Annotated in this window: 16 protein-coding genes and 1 pseudogene; 13 read left to right on the top strand and 4 right to left on the bottom strand. The window is 44.5% G+C overall.

Going from position 1 to position 18,847, the window contains the following annotated elements:
- Positions 1–53: 53 nt before the first annotated feature.
- On the bottom strand, positions 54–1,457 hold the full coding sequence (locus tag JKJ11_RS20595) for a uracil-xanthine permease family protein (protein ID WP_252039925.1): 1,404 nt from the start codon (positions 1,455–1,457) through the stop codon (positions 54–56).
- 371 nt (positions 1,458–1,828) lie between these two features.
- Between JKJ11_RS20595 and JKJ11_RS20590 the strand changes: the two genes are divergently transcribed.
- The 6 genes from JKJ11_RS20590 (at position 1,829) to JKJ11_RS20565 (ending at position 9,074) form a co-directional block, all read left to right on the top strand.
- Complete coding sequence (locus tag JKJ11_RS20590; protein ID WP_252039924.1) at positions 1,829–3,079, top strand: DEAD/DEAH box helicase; 1,251 nt, start codon at positions 1,829–1,831, stop codon at positions 3,077–3,079.
- Positions 3,080–3,464: 385 nt separating this feature from the next.
- Positions 3,465–4,601 (top strand): efflux RND transporter periplasmic adaptor subunit, encoded by a 1,137-nt coding sequence (locus tag JKJ11_RS20585; RefSeq protein ID WP_006069444.1) that lies wholly within the window; start codon positions 3,465–3,467, stop codon positions 4,599–4,601.
- Positions 4,594–5,865: a TolC family protein gene (locus JKJ11_RS20580; RefSeq protein WP_252039923.1), complete on the top strand. Its 1,272-nt coding sequence runs from the start codon at positions 4,594–4,596 to the stop codon at positions 5,863–5,865. Before JKJ11_RS20585 ends, JKJ11_RS20580 begins: the two co-directional genes overlap by 8 nt.
- Positions 5,862–7,076, top strand: coding sequence for an ABC transporter permease (locus JKJ11_RS20575; RefSeq protein WP_252039922.1), 1,215 nt, complete (start codon positions 5,862–5,864; stop codon positions 7,074–7,076). Before JKJ11_RS20580 ends, JKJ11_RS20575 begins: the two co-directional genes overlap by 4 nt.
- 2 nt (positions 7,077–7,078) lie before the next feature.
- Positions 7,079–8,362, top strand: a complete 1,284-nt coding sequence (locus JKJ11_RS20570) for an ABC transporter permease (RefSeq protein WP_252039921.1) — start codon at positions 7,079–7,081, stop codon at positions 8,360–8,362.
- Between the two features lie 19 nt (positions 8,363–8,381).
- The gene (locus tag JKJ11_RS20565; protein WP_286036769.1) at positions 8,382–9,074 is read left to right on the top strand and encodes an ABC transporter ATP-binding protein; all 693 of its coding nucleotides are present in this window, start codon (positions 8,382–8,384) and stop codon (positions 9,072–9,074) included.
- 111 nt (positions 9,075–9,185) lie between these two features.
- Here JKJ11_RS20565 and bla read toward each other — a convergent pair whose 3' ends face one another.
- Together bla and JKJ11_RS20555 are read right to left on the bottom strand one after the other, a co-directional pair.
- The gene (gene bla, locus JKJ11_RS20560; RefSeq protein ID WP_252039920.1) at positions 9,186–10,037 is read right to left on the bottom strand and encodes a class A beta-lactamase; all 852 of its coding nucleotides are present in this window, start codon (positions 10,035–10,037) and stop codon (positions 9,186–9,188) included.
- 63 nt (positions 10,038–10,100) lie between these two features.
- Positions 10,101–11,000 (bottom strand): LysR family transcriptional regulator, encoded by a 900-nt coding sequence (locus JKJ11_RS20555; RefSeq protein WP_062462132.1) that lies wholly within the window; start codon positions 10,998–11,000, stop codon positions 10,101–10,103.
- Between the two features lie 110 nt (positions 11,001–11,110).
- Here JKJ11_RS20555 and accD point away from each other — a divergent pair, with 110 nt between their 5' ends.
- From accD to JKJ11_RS20535, 5 genes and pseudogenes are all read left to right on the top strand, one after another.
- A complete protein-coding gene (accD, locus tag JKJ11_RS20550; protein WP_252039919.1) occupies positions 11,111–11,980 on the top strand; it encodes an acetyl-CoA carboxylase, carboxyltransferase subunit beta in 870 nt (289 codons plus the stop codon).
- A 78-nt stretch (positions 11,981–12,058) separates the two neighbouring features.
- The gene (locus JKJ11_RS20545; protein WP_252039918.1) at positions 12,059–12,265 is read left to right on the top strand and encodes a hypothetical protein; all 207 of its coding nucleotides are present in this window, start codon (positions 12,059–12,061) and stop codon (positions 12,263–12,265) included.
- A gap of 15 nt (positions 12,266–12,280) precedes the next feature.
- Positions 12,281–12,571 (top strand): annotated as a pseudogene (locus JKJ11_RS26050) (ferric reductase-like transmembrane domain-containing protein); the annotation flags it as partial.
- Positions 12,563–13,378 (top strand): FAD-binding oxidoreductase, encoded by an 816-nt coding sequence (locus tag JKJ11_RS20540; protein ID WP_286036768.1) that lies wholly within the window; start codon positions 12,563–12,565, stop codon positions 13,376–13,378. The pseudogene JKJ11_RS26050 and the gene JKJ11_RS20540, both read left to right, overlap by 9 nt.
- Positions 13,379–13,559: 181 nt before the next feature.
- On the top strand, positions 13,560–14,018 hold the full coding sequence (locus JKJ11_RS20535; RefSeq protein ID WP_252039917.1) for a hypothetical protein: 459 nt from the start codon (positions 13,560–13,562) through the stop codon (positions 14,016–14,018).
- 296 nt (positions 14,019–14,314) lie between these two features.
- Here the strand turns inward: JKJ11_RS20535 and JKJ11_RS20530 are convergent, their stop codons facing one another.
- Entirely contained in the window at positions 14,315–15,352 is a 1,038-nt protein-coding gene (locus JKJ11_RS20530) for a LacI family DNA-binding transcriptional regulator (RefSeq protein WP_006069454.1), read from the bottom strand.
- A 225-nt stretch (positions 15,353–15,577) separates the two neighbouring features.
- On the opposite strand from JKJ11_RS20530, the gene JKJ11_RS20525 reads away from it, so the two are divergent.
- Entirely contained in the window at positions 15,578–17,359 is a 1,782-nt protein-coding gene (locus tag JKJ11_RS20525) for a glycoside hydrolase family 36 protein (RefSeq protein WP_252039916.1), read from the top strand.
- A 68-nt stretch (positions 17,360–17,427) separates the two neighbouring features.
- Positions 17,428–18,792: a melibiose:sodium transporter MelB gene (gene melB, locus JKJ11_RS20520; protein WP_006069456.1), complete on the top strand. Its 1,365-nt coding sequence runs from the start codon at positions 17,428–17,430 to the stop codon at positions 18,790–18,792.
- The last annotated feature ends 55 nt before the right edge of the window (positions 18,793–18,847 follow it).

The raw sequence follows: 18,847 nt of genomic DNA, 5'->3' as shown, positions 1-18,847 counted from the left end.
GTTGTGGTATTTCATAACTAGAAAACTAGCGGAGCTGATTTAACAATTTTGAATTAATCGCACTCTAGCCCCACTGTTTTAGCCTTCTCAGACTCAAGCTCAGCCATATTTTTCGTTTGCTTGAACGATTCATCAAACAGCACTTTCTTTTCTTCTGCACTTTCAATTTCGTCGGTCACGTCAACCTTCAATATTAAGTTCAAACCAAGTGCAACGAGAGAACCTGTGGTAATTCCCGAACCTAGAATAACTCTTAAGGAATCTGGGAAGTAGGTCAATGTTTCAGGACGAATCGTCACTGTCATTCCGGCGGCGACACCCAGAGCAACAATCAACATATCGCGCTTGGTAAAGTTCAGACGAGACAGAATGTTGATACCGGATGAGATGATCATTGAGAACATAACGATGCCAGCACCGCCTAACACGCTGCTAGGAATAGTAACGACTAGGCCACCTATCTTAGGAATCAACCCTGCACAAACCATAATGACGCCAGTAAAGGCGACCACATGGCGACTTGCAACACCAGTAATCGAGACAATACCAACGTTTTGGCTGAATGAAGAAAACGGTGTCGTGCCGACAACGGACGCTAAAGCACTGCCCACTCCATCACATAAGATACCACTGGAAAGTTTTTTACCCGTGAGCTTAGTTTTGGTGGCATCGCTTAGGGCTAAGAAATCCCCTGTAGATTCCATAATAGTGACCAAGTAAGCGATGGACATACCGATAATGCCAGCTACAGTGAATTCAATGCCAAACGGCAATAGGTCTGGAGTAGCAAAAACAGTCGCCTCTTTTACAGGAGTAAAGTCCACCATGCCCAATGCCAACGCAATCAGATATCCAACAGCAATACCAATAACGATAGATGCCGCACCGAAGATTCCCTTGCCAAAGTTAGAAATTGCGATAATCAATAAAAGAACGAAAGTGCCGAGAGCAAGATTTTCCAACCGTCCGTAGCCTTCTTGGCCTACAAAGCCTCCCGCGATCCAGTCGATACCGACAGGGAGTATGGTAAGACCGATCAATACAACGACCGTTCCGGACACGACGGGCGGGAACAACTTGCGTATTTGAGGCATAAATTTGGAGCCAATGATCATGACCAAGGAGCCAACCAATGCCGCTCCAAAGATGGCAGCAACACCAGATTCAATGCCAATAGAGATAGAGATAGCAACAAACGTAAAGCTTGTGCCCATAACAACCGGAAGTCTAATGCCTATTACTCCAACGCCTTTACATTGGATGATAGTAACGACTCCCGATACCAGTAACGCTGCATTAACTAAGACAATCATTTCATTAGTCGGAAGGCCAATGGCACTTCCCACAACTAAAGGCACCGCAATGATTGCCCCCATAGCCGCCAGCATATGTTGAAATGCTAATAGTAACGATGTTCCAAATGGCGGTTTATCCTCAACTTCATATGTTAACTTCATACTACGTCCTTCTATTCACCACTTAATAAATTCGTCAGCAATAGAGCAAGTTATGTTCCAAGAGCTTTGACAACCGATTATTACGTTTAGCTTTTTAGAGACTCGTTGGAGTTTGGCGATGGTAATAATTAATTTTTGATTGATGGATTTGTGAGCATGCCGCTCTCCGAGTTTAGTGGTGATTAACCGTGAACCTCGAAAGGGTAACAAGGTGTCAAGTTGATAGTTAGTGGCGATAACGAGGTTATCATTTTGATAGCTAAGCCTTGAGCAGGTGGTTAAAACGACGGGTTTAATTCATTTTTACTAACGTCAACGTCGTAAATAGACTAAGATACACGGCCTTTATCTAGCCCAGAGCCCAGAGAGTAATGACTGACAAAACATCTCCAACAACATTCGCTGACCTAGGTCTGATTCCAACCCTAGTTGAGCGACTAGAGGAGTTGGAATACAGCCAACCGACTCCAATCCAATCTCACACCATTCCTTACCTACTTGAAGGGCGTGATCTTGTTGGTGGTGCGAATACGGGTTCTGGTAAAACTGCCGCGTTTTCGCTGCCGATTCTGCAAAAAATCTGTCAACAGGACAAACCTAACAGTCGTCGTGGCAACACGGTTTCTCACCTAATTCTTGTTCCTACGCGCGAACTAGCGTCACAGGTGGCGTATAACGTTAAATCGTACTCATATCATCTACGAAATGAGATAAAAACGGTTGCTGTATTCGGTGGTGTCTCAGCAAACCCTCAAATGCTAGCGCTTCGAGGTGGCAGCGACATTGTTGTGGCAACACCTGGACGATTACTTGATCTGGTATCAAGTAATGCTATTAAGCTAGACCAAGTGCAAACACTAGTACTAGATGAAGCGGACCGTATGTTGAGCTTAGGCTTTACAGAAGAGCTCAACAAAATTCTTGCTTTGCTACCAGAGAAAAAACAGACGTTACTATTTTCAGCAACTTTCCCTGAGAAAGTAACAAGTCTGGCGCAGCACTTACTTAGCAACCCTGTTGAAGTGCAATTGCAAAGTGCTGAGACCAGTACTCTCGTGCAACGTGTGTTTAGCGTGAATAAAGGTCAAAAGACGGCGGTACTCGCGCACTTAATCAAACAGCATCAATGGCGACAAGCGTTAATCTTTGTTAATGCCAAAAATAGCTGTAACCATTTAGCACAAAAGCTATCAAAACGCGGTATCACTGCAGAGGTTTTCCATGGTGATAAAGGGCAGGGTGCTCGTACACGTGTGCTAGAAGGGTTTAAATCTGGCGACATTCAAGTCCTGATCGCAACCGACATCGCAGCTCGTGGCCTTGACATTGAAAAGCTACCGGTCGTGATCAACTTTGATCTGCCACGCAGTCCCGCCGATTATATGCACCGCATCGGGCGCAGTGGCCGCGCAGGAGAAGTTGGTCTTGGTTTATCTCTTATCGATTATGACGACTACCATCACTTTAAAGTGATAGAAAAGAAAAATAAGTTCCGTCTTGAACGCGAACAAGTTGCGGGATTTGAAGTGGATGATGACCAGAGTGAAGCTTATTTCGCACCCGTGAAACCACGAGCAAAACCGGCTGGAACGGGTAAGAAAAAAAAGAATCGAAATCAATAGAACAACGCTGATTAAGATTAGATAGAAATCATTGCGGACTAGTTTTGGCCGCAATGATAATTCATTATAGTTGTGCTTAATGATTTGCTATTAACACAACAATGTTCAATACACTAAACACAGTTAGCCACTCAACGTTCACTTACAAAGACTGAAGATGACGATAGAGACTAAATAAGTTTAATTGTTCCATCTTATCGTTTTATCCCTATATCCACGTATTCTAACGTCTCATTACCCCTTAGCGATTCAGCTATTGCCAACAAAACCGATGACATAAACCATACCAAGCATGACAAATTTCATGCACTAAAGTCGCTATCATCCTAGAACTTTATATTCACGAGCTGGTCACAAGCTCGTGTATCAATAATTGGTGTGAATGATGGCAAAAACTTGGATGGTCTCGGCTGTGTGTATGGCGCTGCTCGGCGGTGGTGCGTATTTCTATCTACAATCTTCGGAGCAGCCGTTAGCTTTTCCTACTCTGGCGGTAGAAAAAGGAACCATTGAGAAACAGGCGGTGGCCGTTGGTAATATCGTGCCCGCTCACTCAGTATCCATCAAATCTCAGATTGATGGCATAGTAGGTGAGATTTATGTCAGCGTCGGTGAAAAAGTCAAACAAGGTCAACCGCTCATCAAGGTTCGTCCTAATCCAACACCTCAAGCGTTAACCGATGCTTCAACCGATTTGATGCGCAGTGAAGCAGAGCTTGAATCAGCCAAGCAAAAGCTTGCCAACTTAAAGAGCTTAGTTGAGCAGGACATTATTCCTAAGAACTACGATGAGTACGTAAGCGCTCGTTCGTCGGTGAAATCTGCTCAAGCCAATGTGTTGCAAAAGCGTCAGAACCTTGAGCTTATCCGCAGCGGTGAAGCCTCCATCGGTAATGCTCGTCTGACATCCACTATCTACGCGCCGATTGATGGTACGGTTCTTAATCGCAAAGTTGAAGTCGGTGAACCAATAATCTCCACCCAATCCAACCAAGAAGCCACCGCCATGATGTCGCTAGCGGATATGAATAGTTTAATTTTCAAAGGCAGTGTCAGTGAACATGACGCCGCTCAATTGTCTCCAGGAATGCCTGTTGTGTTGACCGTTGCACCGTACCCTGATGTGGAAATTACCGGAGTACTGTCCAAGGTTGCTATTCAGTCTGAAAACTTAAATTCACCAGCAAGTAACTCGTCGGCAAAGAGTTTCGACAATGGATTTGGCGTTGAGGTGGGTGAGCTGTCGATCCCTAAAGGGGTTGTGTTGCGTTCAGGTTTCTCCTCGACAGCTAAAATTACCCTGAAGAAGTCAGAAAACGTCTTAACCCTGCCTGAGCGAGCACTGCAATTTAACGGCGACACACCCAATGTATTGATCCCCGATGCTTCTGAGCAGGGTTTTCACACACAACCAGTGAAACTCGGTCTGTCAGATGGCATTAATGTCGAGGTGCTCGACGGAGTTGAGTTGAACGAAGAGATTATCGACAACAGCATGATGGCAGGAGTTACACATGGCTAAGTTATCGTTGTCGAAATTAGGGTGCGCGGTATTAATTACTACCTTGAGTTTACCAAGTTATGCGATTTCTATAGAGCAAGCTTGGCAACAGGCAAAACAAAATGACCCGAATTATGAAAAAGCTAAAATTGGCGTGCAACTGGGTGAAGTGGGAGTTGAGGCACGGCGCAGTTCTCTACTCCCAGGCTTAAGTGCCAATGCCTCTGCTAATTGGAGTGAGTCGACAGACAATTCGAATAGCTACGGGGCAACACTGTCTCAAACCATTTGGGATAGCAGTTTATGGTCAGATTTAGATCTGGCGAATGCGAAATACATCAAAGCACAACTAGAGCTTTCTCGCTCACACAACGAGTTGGCGCAAAGACTGTTGTCTTCATATTTGGACGTAGCAAGTGCGCAGGGAGATCTTCAACTGGCCAAGTCTAAGCTAGAAGAAGGCAATAAGCTGCTGAAGATTATCGAGAAGCGCTACCGCGCCGGTAAAGTAAAATCGGTGGACGTAGAAGAGATTCGCGCAACTCAGGTATCTGAACAAGCTGGTATTTTGAGTGCGCAAGCTGACTTAGAAGTAAAAAGAGCAACGCTTGCCGAACTTATCAATCAAACGCCGCAAAATGTTGACCAAATTCGTACCGAGTCCCTGGCAGAGCCACCTATGTTGGTGAACTCACAACAACAATGGTTAAAGCTTGCGAAAGACAGCAGTCCAGAGTTGCTGGTGGCGGCGCAGAATGTTAAAGCGAGCGAATTTGCGAGAGATTCTGCCAAAGGTGGCTATTACCCTACATTAAAGGGAGATGTGGGATACAACGGTGGTGACCAACGCAAAGATGGTGAGTTCAGTGCCGGTATTACTCTGAGTGTCCCCATTGACCTCAATGGCTCGACGCGTGCCAAAGTAGATGAAGCATCACTTAATATTCTCAGCACCAAGCAGGACTTTCGCAAAGTAGAGATCGATATCCATAAACGCGTGGTGCAGCAATTTACTCAAGTGGGAATCAATTGGAATCAAGTGCTGATGGCAGACAAACTGGTGCTATCTCGAGAGAAAGTTCTGCGGAGTAAAGAGAAACTATACGATGCTGGATTGCTGGAAGTGTCAGAGGTAATCAACGCCCACAACAGCCTGTTTGAAGCAAAAAACAGTCTACAAACCAATCTGTACAATTATTGGCGCCAGCGCATAGGCTTATTGCAAACGGCAGGAAAGCTGGATGATGACACGATCGCATTGATATCTCGAGCTCTTAACTCATGACCAATCTGTTGCAGCAAACATGGCAAACTCTGCTGGCGCACCGCATGAAAAGTGCGCTCGCAATTATTGCCATTGCTTGGGGTGTCATCTCCGTGGTGGTGTTGATTGCACTTGGAGAGGGCTTTTATCGTCACCAAACTCAACAGCTATCTTTCTTGATGAATAATGTACAGGTTGCATTTCCTTCTAGTACCAGCAAGGCCTGGCAAGGCTTACCTTCTAGACGCCAGATCACCATTTCCCAAGAACAAGTTGAAAGAATAAAAAACACCGGCTTCGTCGACGCTGTGTCCAGTGTTTACGCCAAATGGGATGCCAGCGTTACCAATGAAAAAGGGCAAAACTTATCGCGCAGTGTAAACGGTATCGACTCGAGCTATTTCTCCCTTATGCAAATTAAGTTCGAACCCACCTCGCGCCATATCTCGCCTAGTGATATTGCTAATCACACTCGTGTAGCAGTGTTAGGCGACCAAATTGCTAAGATGGGAGGCCTCTCCATTGGTCATACCGTCAAAGTGAACGGCATTCCTTTTCTGGTGATTGGCGTGCTCAAAGATGAAGATTCCGCCAGCTTTTTCAGTGATAGTCGCACTGTGTACATTCCTCAAACTACTTATCGTGACTTATGGAACGTTAAACCATGGATGCTGTTAATGAAGCCTATTGAGGGCATGGATGCGCATTCGTTTAGAAAAAGTGTTGCCGATTTTTATTCGAAGCTGCTTCATTTTGATCCCACAGATAGAGACGCTATTGATATGCCAGACTTTAGCGAGGGTGCTTCCATGATTAAGGGGATCTTCAGAGGTATCCAGATATTCTTGGGCGCAAGTGGCGCCATGACCATGGCAGTTGGTGCGCTTGGTGTTGCTAATATTATGTTCCTGTCTGTTACCGAAAGAACCAGAGAAATTGGTGTGCGCCTAGCAGTGGGAGCAACGCAAAAATCGATTCTGAATCAGTTTATCCTTGAAGGGCTTATTCTTGTCGCCGTTGGAACGGCGCTAGGGTTGGCGTTTGCCTTTGCTACTGTGATGTTACTTAACTCCATCGCTCTTCCCGAGTGGTTAGGCACACCAGTGATAACTGGAGGCTCCATTGCTTGGTCGCTACTGGTGACTCTGATTTTAGCGTTGATGGCCTCTTATTTTCCCGCGAGGCGAGGTTCACGCCTTACACCGGTTATTGCCTTAAGTGCGAGGGCGTAGCGATGTTGTTACCAATAAGACAAATCTTTCAGGAAATGTCAGCAGAAAAGTTGCGTTTGGGTTTAACCATATTGGCGGTGGCTTGGGCAACGCTATGTATTGCTGCCATGCTTGCTGTCGGTGAGGGTATTCGTCAAGGAGTACTGAAAACGGCGCAAAATGGCAATGGCAACTTGATCTACTTAACTGGCGGCATCGCCAGTATCGACCATGGCGCTTTCCACCAAGGTAAGTTTCTTAAGTTAAAAAAAGAGGATGTCCAAGTTATCAAGGCGTTACCTGAAGTAGCCAGTGTCGCTCCTACTGCTCAATGGAACGAAAACATCACGGTTGGCGATAGAGGTTCATGGAAACAGCCGATAGCTGTTCCGACCGATTTTGCGTCGATGACTAACCTAATCCCGTTGCCGGGAGGGCGATGGTTGAACCCGCTAGACCAAAAGCAGATGCGCAAAGTGGTTGTGCTTGGCTATTCATTGGCTGCAGACCTGTTTAATCCAACTGACGACTATAACTGGTTTGCGACGGTGACTTTACAAGCGGATCCTGTTGGAAAAAAGGTGAAAATTGGCAGTGAGGAATTTACGGTTGTTGGGGTTTTGGCGAAGAATAGCGGACGAGTTGAGCAAGGGGATGGCATTAACTATTCGAGCTTTGTACCGCTGGCTACTTGGCAACGGTTTCACACCAATGGAGACATTGGCGGTATAAACGTCGAACTTAAAGCCAATGTGGACCGCAAAAGGTTGGCGCAAATCATTCGCCAAGTCATCGCTCGTAAACACGGAGCAAGCGTCCATGACGAGCAAGTAGTTCAAGTGGAAGACATGTTCCTACGACAAAAAAGTATGCAGCAGTTTCTTATTGGCTTACAAAGCTTCCTCGGCATTATTGGTTTTGTCACTCTTGCGGTGGCGGGTGTTGGGATTGCCAATGTCATGTATGCGACGGTAAAGCGTTCAACTCGCGATATTGGCGTTCGTATGGCGGTGGGGGCAACGCCTACGGCTATCCGTGTTCATTATTTAGTTCAATCTCTTATGACCATGATGATGGGTGGCGCGTTAGGGTTAGGTGTCACTTACGCTCTGATCTCTGCGATTAGCACCATCAGCCTTGAGGGAAATGCGTTCTATGAACAACTCGGAAAGCCTGTTCCTGAATTATCTTGGATTGTGGTCGCGATTGTTATCGTTACCCTAATGATTATCGGTGTCGCATCGGCTTGGTTACCCGCCAACAGAGCGGCCAAAGTCAGCCCGCTGGAGGCATTACAAAGTGAGTAACAATAACGCGAAACAAAGCTTGGCAAATATGCCTCTTGTTGAGCTGGCTAATATTTGCAAATACTACGCTAGTGGTGAAATGGAAGTACGTGCATTAGATGGCGTTGACTTAACCATTAACCAAGGTGAATTCCTGTCGATTCTTGGTCCTTCGGGCTCTGGAAAATCAACCCTAATGAACATGCTTGGCTGCTTAGATAAACCTAGCGATGGGGACTATTTATTAGCAGGCCAGAATGTCGCGAGTTTAACCGCTAATGCTCTAGCTACAATTAGAAACCAGAAGATTGGCTTTGTGTTCCAAAGCTTCAATTTACTTGAATACGCTACCGCACTCGACAATGTAGCGTTACCTCTGGTGTACGGCGGAATTAAAGCTAAAGAGCGTCGCCAGCGTGCGGCAAGACTGCTAGAGCAGGTAGGCTTAGGGGACCGCCTTGACCATAAACCAAACCAACTATCTGGTGGTCAAAAGCAGCGAGTTGCCATTGCTAGAGCCTTGGTAAATGACCCTCAAATTATCCTAGCTGATGAACCCACAGGCGCATTGGACTCGAAGTCAGGCGCTGAGATTGAAGCATTGTTTAATCAACTTCATGAGGAAGGCAGAACACTCATTATTGTTACTCACGACAATGCATTAGCAGAGCGTACTAAACGTATTATTACTATTAAAGATGGTAAGGTGATTTCAGATAGAGCGCCGACTTAGAGCTTCTGCGTAAGATTCATTCAATGAGTTAACATGCCGACTACTATCTTCGTGAGGGAATATAATTAGTGGCGGCATGCATTCTATTAAGTTAGCGCTGTGCTTAGTTCGTTACTTGATAGCATACGTTTGGAAAATCAGCCCACCAATTTCGTTGATGATTTGGTTACGTTCAGACATCGATAGGTCGGTTTGTGTTAGATAAATGCTGATGACCAATGGTTTGCGATTGTCAGCCCAAATAGCACCAGTAAAACCACGTGAACCATTAGCGCCTGCACCAGAGCGGTCTGCGATAGACCATCCTTGCGGTAGAACCGATCGTAGCAATGAATCTGAAACCGTGTTCCCTTGCATCCAAGCCATTAACTGATTTTTCGAGCCTTGATTCAGGGCCCCTTCAAATAGAAGACGATGCAGTGTGGTATTCATCGCATTTGGTGTTGTTGTATCCCGTTTATCGCCTGAAAGTGCCTGATTTAACTCTGGTTCAATGCGGTCTAATCGAGTCACGTCATCTTGGTTCAAACGTAGAAACTCAGTGAGTCCTTGAGGTCCCCCTATGGAATGCAGAACGATATTGGCTGCGGTGTTGTCGCTCGTTTCCATTGTCGCTTCACAAGCTTTGCTGACGGTAATGGAACTGCCCACCATTTTCTCTGTGACTGGTGACCAAGGAATAAGTTTGTCAGACGTTATGGGAGCCAAAGCGTTCTTGTCTAGCTCTCCTGAGTCAGCGTCATGCAACATCTTTGCACATGCCAGAGTTTTAAACGTGCTCATCATAGGAAACCGCTCATTGCCTCGATAGTGCCATTGCTGTTGATTGCTGGAATCCAAAACGGAGACGCCGATGCGTCCTGAGATTCGTTGCTCAATTGATGCTATAGATTCATCGAGCGTTGAGGCAGATGAAAAGAAAGATATAAGTATGAGGCTCAAGAGCAAAACAGGTTTTTTCATGGTTTCAGTTTTTACAGGAAAGCGAATTTACGGTGCGGAGTATTGCTAGGGAAACGGTATTATTCAACCGTCAAAATGCGCACAGTGCTTAATATGTTCAATGAACAACGGTATCTTGTTGGCTACATGCCTTCTTGACGCGTAAAATGCATATAGCACCAAGTCATCAGGTTGATGCTCCATTTCTATCACTTTCAAAGCACCAGAACTCAGTTCACCTTGGCATATGTCTCTAGGGAGAATTGCCAGCCCTATACCAGAGAGCGCGCCTGTTTTAGCGAGATGTCCGCTATTGACCTTAAAAGAAGACTTCACTTTTTGGGTAATTCGTTCACCGCTGTCCGTTTTGAAAACCCACGGTTCGCCATTGATCGCGGTCAGACTGCTAATGCAAGGAATGTGTTGTAAGTCAGTGGTCTTAAAGGGTATAGGGTAACGATCAAGAAGTTCCGGAGCACCGACTACAATACTAGGCCAGCGTTTAATTTCCCTCGCTACCAAATTGGTATCGTCAAGATTCCCACGATGGAATTTTAAAATTACATCGAACCCGTTGAATAAGTCCTCCTTGGGGCTGACGCTGGTATCACAACTAAGCGATATTGAGGGGTGTTTTTCGCAGAAACTTACCACGGCATTAGCCAACACAGGGGAGTCGGGCATCAGTATTCTCAACTGTCCAACGGCCTCTTGAGAATGATACGTAACCTCTTCAAGTGCATCATTAAGCTTATTTAGCAGTGGCTGTGTGAGTAGATATAGGTGCTCCCCAGCACTTGTCGGCGCAATTCTTCTAGTCGTTCTATCGAAGAGTCGGGTATCAAGTCGCTCTTCAAGCAAGCTGATATGGCGACTGAGATTGGAGGTTGGAAGTTGGAGAAACTCCGCGGCACGTTTAAAGCTCATGTTTTCGTACACACAATGAAAGCTCTTTAGCCATTGTTGGTCAATTCTCTCAAGCACGACTTATTGTCCCAAAATGTTGGATTAAGTAACTCAATATAGACACTTTATTGCTAATTATGAGTTTATACAATGATGAAATCAATTAAATCACGAAGGTATAAACGCGCATGAGTTGGCTTGAAAAGCTATTACATAGAAAAAAACTGGTTAGTAATCGCAAAGCAAACATACCCGAAGGTTTGTGGAGAAAGTGCCCTCAATGCGGCCACATTCTTTACAACAAAGCGTTGCAACTGAGTTTGGAGGTATGCCCCAAATGTAGTCACCATATGCGAATAACAGCACGTCGGCGTCTCGCTAGTTTCTTAGATACCGAGGAACAGGTTGAAATTGCAAGTCACTATCAACCAGAGGATATCTTGGGTTTTAAAGATAAAAAGCGTTACACCGACCGCTTAGCTTCAGCACAAAAAGAAACTGGGGAGAAAGATGCCCTCGTCGCAATGAAGGGACAGCTTATGGGGTTGCCTGTTGTTGCCTGCGCGTTTGAGTTTTCGTTTATGGCTGGTTCTTTGGGGTCGGTAGCAGGCGCTCGGTTTGTTCACGCTGTTAACGTCGCGAGAGATAGCAATTGTGGCCTAGTGTGTTTTTCAGCTTGTGGTGGTGCACGGATGCAAGAATCTTTAATGGCATTGATGCAAATGGCCAAAACCAGTGCCGCTTTGAATCAACTATCAATGGCTGGATTACCTTATATTTCCGTCCTCACTGACCAAACATATGGCGGTGTGTCTGCTAGCATCGCTATGCTAGGTGACATTAATATTGGTGAACCCCAAGCAAGAATTGGCTTCGCTGGACGCAGAGTCATTGAGCAAACCGTACGTGAAGAATTGCCAGAAGACTTTCAGCAAAGTGAGTTTCTTTTGGAGCATGGGGCGTTAGATATGATTGTGGATAGGCGCGATATGAGAAATCGAATCGCTGAGCTTTTATCTAAGATGACCAATAGTCAGCTGGTGGAAGAGAGTGATTAAGCATTTACACTGATTTACTCTCCCTGACGTAGGGTTACATTAGAAGGAGTAGAGTTAAAGCTCAACAGGAGCGTTATTATGAACAAACTCTATTCAATGGTGCTCGCCCTCATCCTGGCTATCATCTTTATCTGGCTTCAAGCGGAGCCTTCATTGGTCGCCAATGAAACCTCCATGCAATGGCGAAGCGCCTTAATCCAAATCACGGGTATCGTTTCAGTACTTCTATTAACTCTAGTGATGTTGCTCGCTTTGAGATTACCACTGATTGAGAATTTTACCTGAGGCTTAGATAAGTCTTATCGCCTACATAAATGGGTAGCAATCTATGCTGTTATCATAGGCGTTATTCACTGGCTACTTGCTATCGTACCAAAACAACTGGTGCGTGCGGGGTATATTGAACGACCTCAGCGTGGTGCTTCGTCCATAGACCCTGACTCTTTCTATGCTCTAATTCGTCCTTTGCGTGGCAGTGCGGAAACAATGGGCGAGTGGACGTTGTACTTATTTGTCGTTTTAACGGTATTGGCGTTATTTGCTCCTGTTCGCTATAAGTTTTTTAGATGGACTCATAAACTGATGGCGATTGCCTTTATCGCTATCGGCTATCACTCGCTGATTCTTCTCAAACACTCATATTGGGATAACATTATCACACCAATCATTGTGTTCGTTGTTCTTGCGGGCATTACGGCTGCCATTTTGAGTGTGATTGGGTGGATTGGCAAAGACAACAAACATGCTGGCACTATCAGTGAGGTGGTTTATAGCAAAGAAAATCATACGACGCGACTTTCCGTCCATCTTCCAAGTTGGAGAGGTCATTTAGCTGGTCAGTTTGCGTTTGTAAGGATCGGCAGCGAAGAACCCCACCCGTTCACTATCGCTTCAGTAGATAGTAAACAGCGCAATGTAAGCTTTTTAATTAAGGCTCTTGGCGACTTTACTGGCAACATTCATAAGCAAGTTCAAATAGGACAACAGATAGAAGTTGAAGGTCCGTATGGCAAGTTCGATTTTGACGATAGTAAAAAGCAAGTATGGATTGCTGGGGGGATTGGTTGCGCGGCGTTTAAAGCCCGATTGGATGAACTCGCCCAACAACCAGATAGAGGTGGAGTTGTTTTCTATTATTGTACCGAGAGCCCATCGCCTTCTTTGATCATAGAGATGGAAAGTGCAGCCAGAAAAGCAAACGTTGAGTTTCATGTGATCGATAATCGGCTAAAACCTTTTTTGTCTATTGAGCAGATACGCCAAAAATATCCTGATATTGCGCAGCGAAGTATTTGGTTTTGCGGTCCTGTTGGATTTAGGAAGGCGTTGCTGGGTCAACTTAAGGCAATCAGATTCGACACAAAGAATTTTCATTCAGAGTTGTTCAACTTTCGTTGATCTTGTTTAGTTCGGATTCTCTCACAAGGTTCAAAGGTGCTGTTTGATGTGTTCAACCAAAAATAAACTAATGGTTGGTAATTGAACTGGTATAGAAAGACTGCAATATTGAACGACGAAACCCACGAACAATCAGCCAACAAGCACTAGGTCGCTTGGGTCAGTGAATAGGATCAGACATATGGAAGTTAAAGATTGGGACACTCCATTCAGCGAAGGAACGATATATATCGTTGATTTATCATGGAATGGAAGGCATTTTGCAGTGACGTTTCCAGATGGTAGTGGTTACGAGCTTGAAGGAAGTGAGCGGCATAAAGATTACGCATTGATAGTAAGTGTCTTCCATGAAGAAACTGAAAGTCAATACGATGTCATGTTTGATACGGTAAGTGGGTTTCGCCTGTTAGATGAAGGTGGTTTACTCGAACTTTGGGCGGTAGGGGATAGATTCCCAAATTGTGCTCTTATTAAAGGGCATCTATGGAGTAAAGAAAGTCCAATAACGTTTATTTCTGGCTATGAAGATGAATGGTCCCACTTAATTGCAACCTCCGATGAGTGTGTAGAAATTGTTTCTCATAAGCATCCAGACATCAAGCTAGTAGGGAAATCTAATAAACGGGAAACAGCTAAGTAACCATAAAGCTCAATGAAAACGTACGGTAGTGAGCATCTAAGGCATATTTTAATAAGCTACTGACCCACTTATGTGCTGTTATCAACGTCACTTTGGTACAAAAATATACCGTTATTCCCTTGATAAAGAGAATCTCCTACAGCGTGTCGTATATCTAGTTAACATGAGCTGGTTTACATATTCAGTAATCTACACGCTATAGAACAACATCTTCGTTTTCACGAAGATGTTGTTCTATTTGAGATCGAAGGTGGGTATTGGATAGTAAATAACTTATCACTTCCCAATATGCTATCTCAACGCCCTTTGGAACTTGAATCTCTTTGGTTTAGTGACATTGGGACGGTGTACTTCGTAGCTTCTGAATTACCTAATAGCGCTTCTATGGTGGTTACGGCTATTTGGCTAAAGTCGACACCAACAGAGCTAAGTGATGGTCTTTGATATTGATTGAAAGGGCTGTTATCGAATCCTACGACGCCAATTTGATTCAAATAATCAGGGTCGAGTTCTCTAAGTGTTTGAATGAAACCATAAGCGATAACATCAGCAGCGCATACAAAAGCGTCTGGACGAGAGGTCATTCCAAGCACTTTGTGGGCTGCTTCCTTTCCTGATTTTTCCGAGAAAAGTGCATCAAATACAACTTGCTTCGCATTGGCTTCAAGTACAGCGCTTCGATAACCTTCTAGTCGACTATGAGCAGAGTGTTTGTTGTCCAAACCACCGATAAAAGCGATAGAGTTGAAATCTTGTTCGTATAAATGTTCAACGGCGAGTCTAGCGCCACCGAAATCGTCGGTGAAAATATTAATACTCTTCTTAGCCTCTTTGATCTCTCGATCTATCACTGCGATTCGATAGTCATCCTCTATCAAGTTATCTATAAACTTGACGTCGTTAGAAAGCCCGAGAAAAACCGCAGCCGCAATGGTTTTTGAATCAAAGTCTTTACGTATTTGTGCTTCAACTTCTTGTTCGTTATCTCCGAACTCTATGAGTTCCACAACAAGTTTATGGTTGTGGTTTTTTGCAGCTTTAATGAAGTTAGAAATTATTCCCATGACATAGGGTGATTCTAATGAGCTCAAAGAATCAGTTTCCATATCCACCTCGTAAGCGTACGCATAAAGAGCGATCACGGTCTGTGGCACCCCCTTAAGTACTTGAGCAAAGGCATTTGGTTGATACTTATGCTTCTCAATTACCGATAGAACCTTGGCTTTTGTGTCCTCTGGGATATCAGGGTAGTTGTTGATGACTTTTGATACGGTACTTCGAGAGACTCCCGCGAGCTTAGCGATCTGCGTTGCATTGATTGGTTTTTGAGACATGGCAACCTCTAATGAATGGCTGCGAAAATAATACCAGTAAAAGAGTTTCTCTCACGAACAAATATCATACGCTCAAGTAGTTAGTTTGTAGATCTGAATCACGTTTTTTGACTAGAGCATACTGAATGTGCGGTGGATCACTTACACGCAAGGCAAATTCTTATAAGTTTACGAACAGCTGTTCGTAAACTTATAATTTTTGATTCGTGTAGATAGAGATAAATAATGAAGCTAGTAGATTATTTGACGTTTGAAGCAACTTGTCTCAATACAAATGCTGTAGAGGTAACTGCAACTCCTCGTTTTGATGAGGAGGTTGTGTTTTTAGATATTGAGGTTTCAGCAAAAGAACCCACTAGGTTCCCTGAAGTAACCGTAGACGTCCATTTTCCCTTTATCGACATGCACAGTCTTTGGACGCCGTGCCCTCACGGTAACCCCAAAGCATTGCGTAACAAGGGTATCCCAGAATGGTGGCCTTACTACTCAAGTCATATTAGCCATGTCGCTCCGGTAGGGTGTTTTTACTCTCAACGTAGCCAAAGCCGCTTGGCTTTTGCATTTTCGGATTGCAAAAACATTGTTAACGTTCATGCGGGAGCATACGAGGAAGAAAATGTTGGCAGAATTAGACTTCGTCTATTTAGTCAATCGAATGAACAGCTAACCTCTTACCGAGGAACGCTTCGCTTGGACACAAGAGACATACCAGTATTTGACGCGATTGAATCTATGGCTTTGTGGCACGAAAAGCTACTTGGTGGCGAGCAAATGCAAGTTCCTGAAGCAGCCTTGGAACCAGTTTATTCAACATGGTATGCATTCCATCAAGATCTTTCTCAGCAGGAAATTGAAGCGCAGTGCGAGATGGCCGTATCGGCAGGGTGTAAAACAATTATCCTCGACGATGGTTGGCAGACGGATGACAACAATCGAGGTTATAAATACTGCGGTGATTGGCAGGTAGCAACATCGAGATTTCCAGATTTTGCCCAGCATGTACGCAATGTTCAGGGTATGGGCATGAAATATATGTTGTGGCTCAGCGTACCGTTTATGGGGAAGGGGTGCGAGAGATGGAACGAATTTGAAGACTATTTATTGTTCTATAGTGAACAGAATGACACTGGGACGCTTGATCCACGCTACCCACAGGTTCGCGATTATCTAGTGGAAACATTCAGTCGAGTAGTACGTGAATACAATCTTGACGGTTTAAAGCTGGATTTCATTGACGAGTTTGACATGACAAATGCGCAAGGTAGTGCTTTGTCGCCAGACCCAAACAGAGACACAGAATCTCTTCCAGAAGCAGTAGACATGCTGATGGTTGACGTTCGCCGAACTCTGGAAGCTCTAAACCCTAATATAATGATTGAGTTTAGGCAGAGATATATCGGTTCGATGATCCGAAAGTATGGCAACTTGTTTAGGGTTCATGATTGTCCAAATGATCCTATTGGGAATCGAATGGGCATTGTTGATTTGAGAGCTTTTTCGGGCAGTACTTCCGTTCACTCCGATATGTTTACTTGGTCACCTGAGGACACAGTCGAAAGTGCTAGCTTACACTTTATTAACTCCCTATTCGCGGTGCCTCAAATCTCTCCAAACATGCGAAAACTATCAGACTCTCACTTAACGATGGTTAAGCACTGGCTTGGTTTTTGGGTAAAACATAAAGATATTTTAATGAAAGGCAAGATTAAAACTTGCAACCCAGAAATGCAGTATCCGATCGTCGAGTCTTCACTGGATCATCAAAAGGTAGTCGCTGTCTTCTCTGATACACCTGTTGAGGTCTTTCATGATGGTATTACCGATATTACCATCGTCAATGGCTCTATGAACGAAAGAGTCATTCTTAGAAGCTTGAGCGAGAAATCAGTATCCGTTAGCACTTTTGATTGCCTGGGGAAACAATTAGAACACAAGACAATGGAACTGAAAGTGGGTCTTACTGAGCTCGCGCAGCCAATCTCAGGTTATATGAAAATTAGCGTCTAATCGATTTAAAGCCTGATAACCCTACAGTCAGGCTTAGTCCAAATTGCAAGCATTTCTAAGGAGTGATAATGAATAACGTGATTACAGGTAAGGTCAGTAATCAAACCAAATGGTCGTTTGGTTTAGGTGGCTTTGGAAAGGATTTTGGTTTGGTGTTAGTAAACATCTTTATCATGATTTACTACACAGACGTCGCCGGTCTCTCCCCGATATTCCTAGCAGGTATGTTTCTACTTGCTAGGGTATGGGACACCATCAACGACCCAATACTGGGTTACATAGTTGCTAAGACAAATACTCGATGGGGTAAATACAAGCCTTGGATTCTTGTCGGGAACGTATTGAATGCCGTCTTCTTAGTGGGCATTTTCGCCGCTCACCTTTTTGAAGGTAACGCGCAACTGTGGTGGGTAGTGTTTACCTATGTAGGTTGGGGTATGACCTACACGATGTTAGATGCACCTTTCTGGTCATTAGTCCCTAAGATCACTCTGAATAAAGATGAAAGAGAAGGGTTAATGCCTTATCCAAGAGTATTCGCGACTGCTGCAAGTTATACTGTGCAGGGGGTAGCTGTTTATGCGGTGATGTTTTTTGGTGCGGGTGATGATGGGCGCGGCTATATGCTGTTCGCCGTGTGTGCTGGAGTGTTGGCTATCATTAGCGCTTTGATTACATGCAAATGGGTAGAAGAATCCTTTGAAGAGGATGAAGCTGCTTCAAAGAACTTCAACTTAAAGCAAGCTTTCTCGTTGATACTTAAAAATAAACAGTTTCTTTGGCTATTAGCTATTGCGCTTTGTTACAACGTCGGTACTGCTCTTATGGGCGGCTACACATTGTACTTCTATACGTATGTGCTAGGTGATGCGACAAAGCTAGCTGTCGCCTCTGCCTGTGGCGGTATTGCAGGCGTTGGTACTCTACTTTTCTTCAAACCTATCGTCAAAGCCGTTGGTCGCCAAGCTCTGTTCTCTGCTTCATTGGTTTTTCCAGTACTCGCCGCTGTTTCTCTATGGTTTGCTGGGAATTACGCACCAGAGTCGAATCTGCTTATCGGGCTTTCTGGTGTATTCGGAGGTATCTCTGGAGCGGTCTATTGGCTAATCATTTTGATAATGGTTGCGGATACAGTCGATTATGGAGATAAAACAATTGGTATTCGTGCTGAAAGTGTATCGTACTCTGCTCATACATTAATTTCTAAATGCTCTGGTGCTCTTACGGGCTCTCTTATCGGGTTGGGGCTAGCCGCAATTAACTTTGTCCCTAACGAAGTTCAAACGACTGAGGCGTTAACGGGTTTACAGTTCCTATATTTATCTCCTGCGGTACTATGTGCCCTTGGCTTCTTCATCTATTCAAAGTTCTATAAGCTAAACGGTGAAAACCTCGATAAATTGCAAGATGACCTCAGAGCTAAATACGCGTAAAGACTATACTGAGTAAAGTGCCGCCTTATGCCGATAGGACGGGTGGCACTACTGA

It is taken from the genome of Vibrio sp. SCSIO 43133, from assembly GCF_023716845.1.
Lineage (GTDB): Bacteria > Pseudomonadota > Gammaproteobacteria > Enterobacterales > Vibrionaceae > Vibrio > Vibrio mediterranei.
Note: the sequence above shows the minus strand (reverse complement) of the source record. Positions and strands in the feature narration are given on the sequence as shown.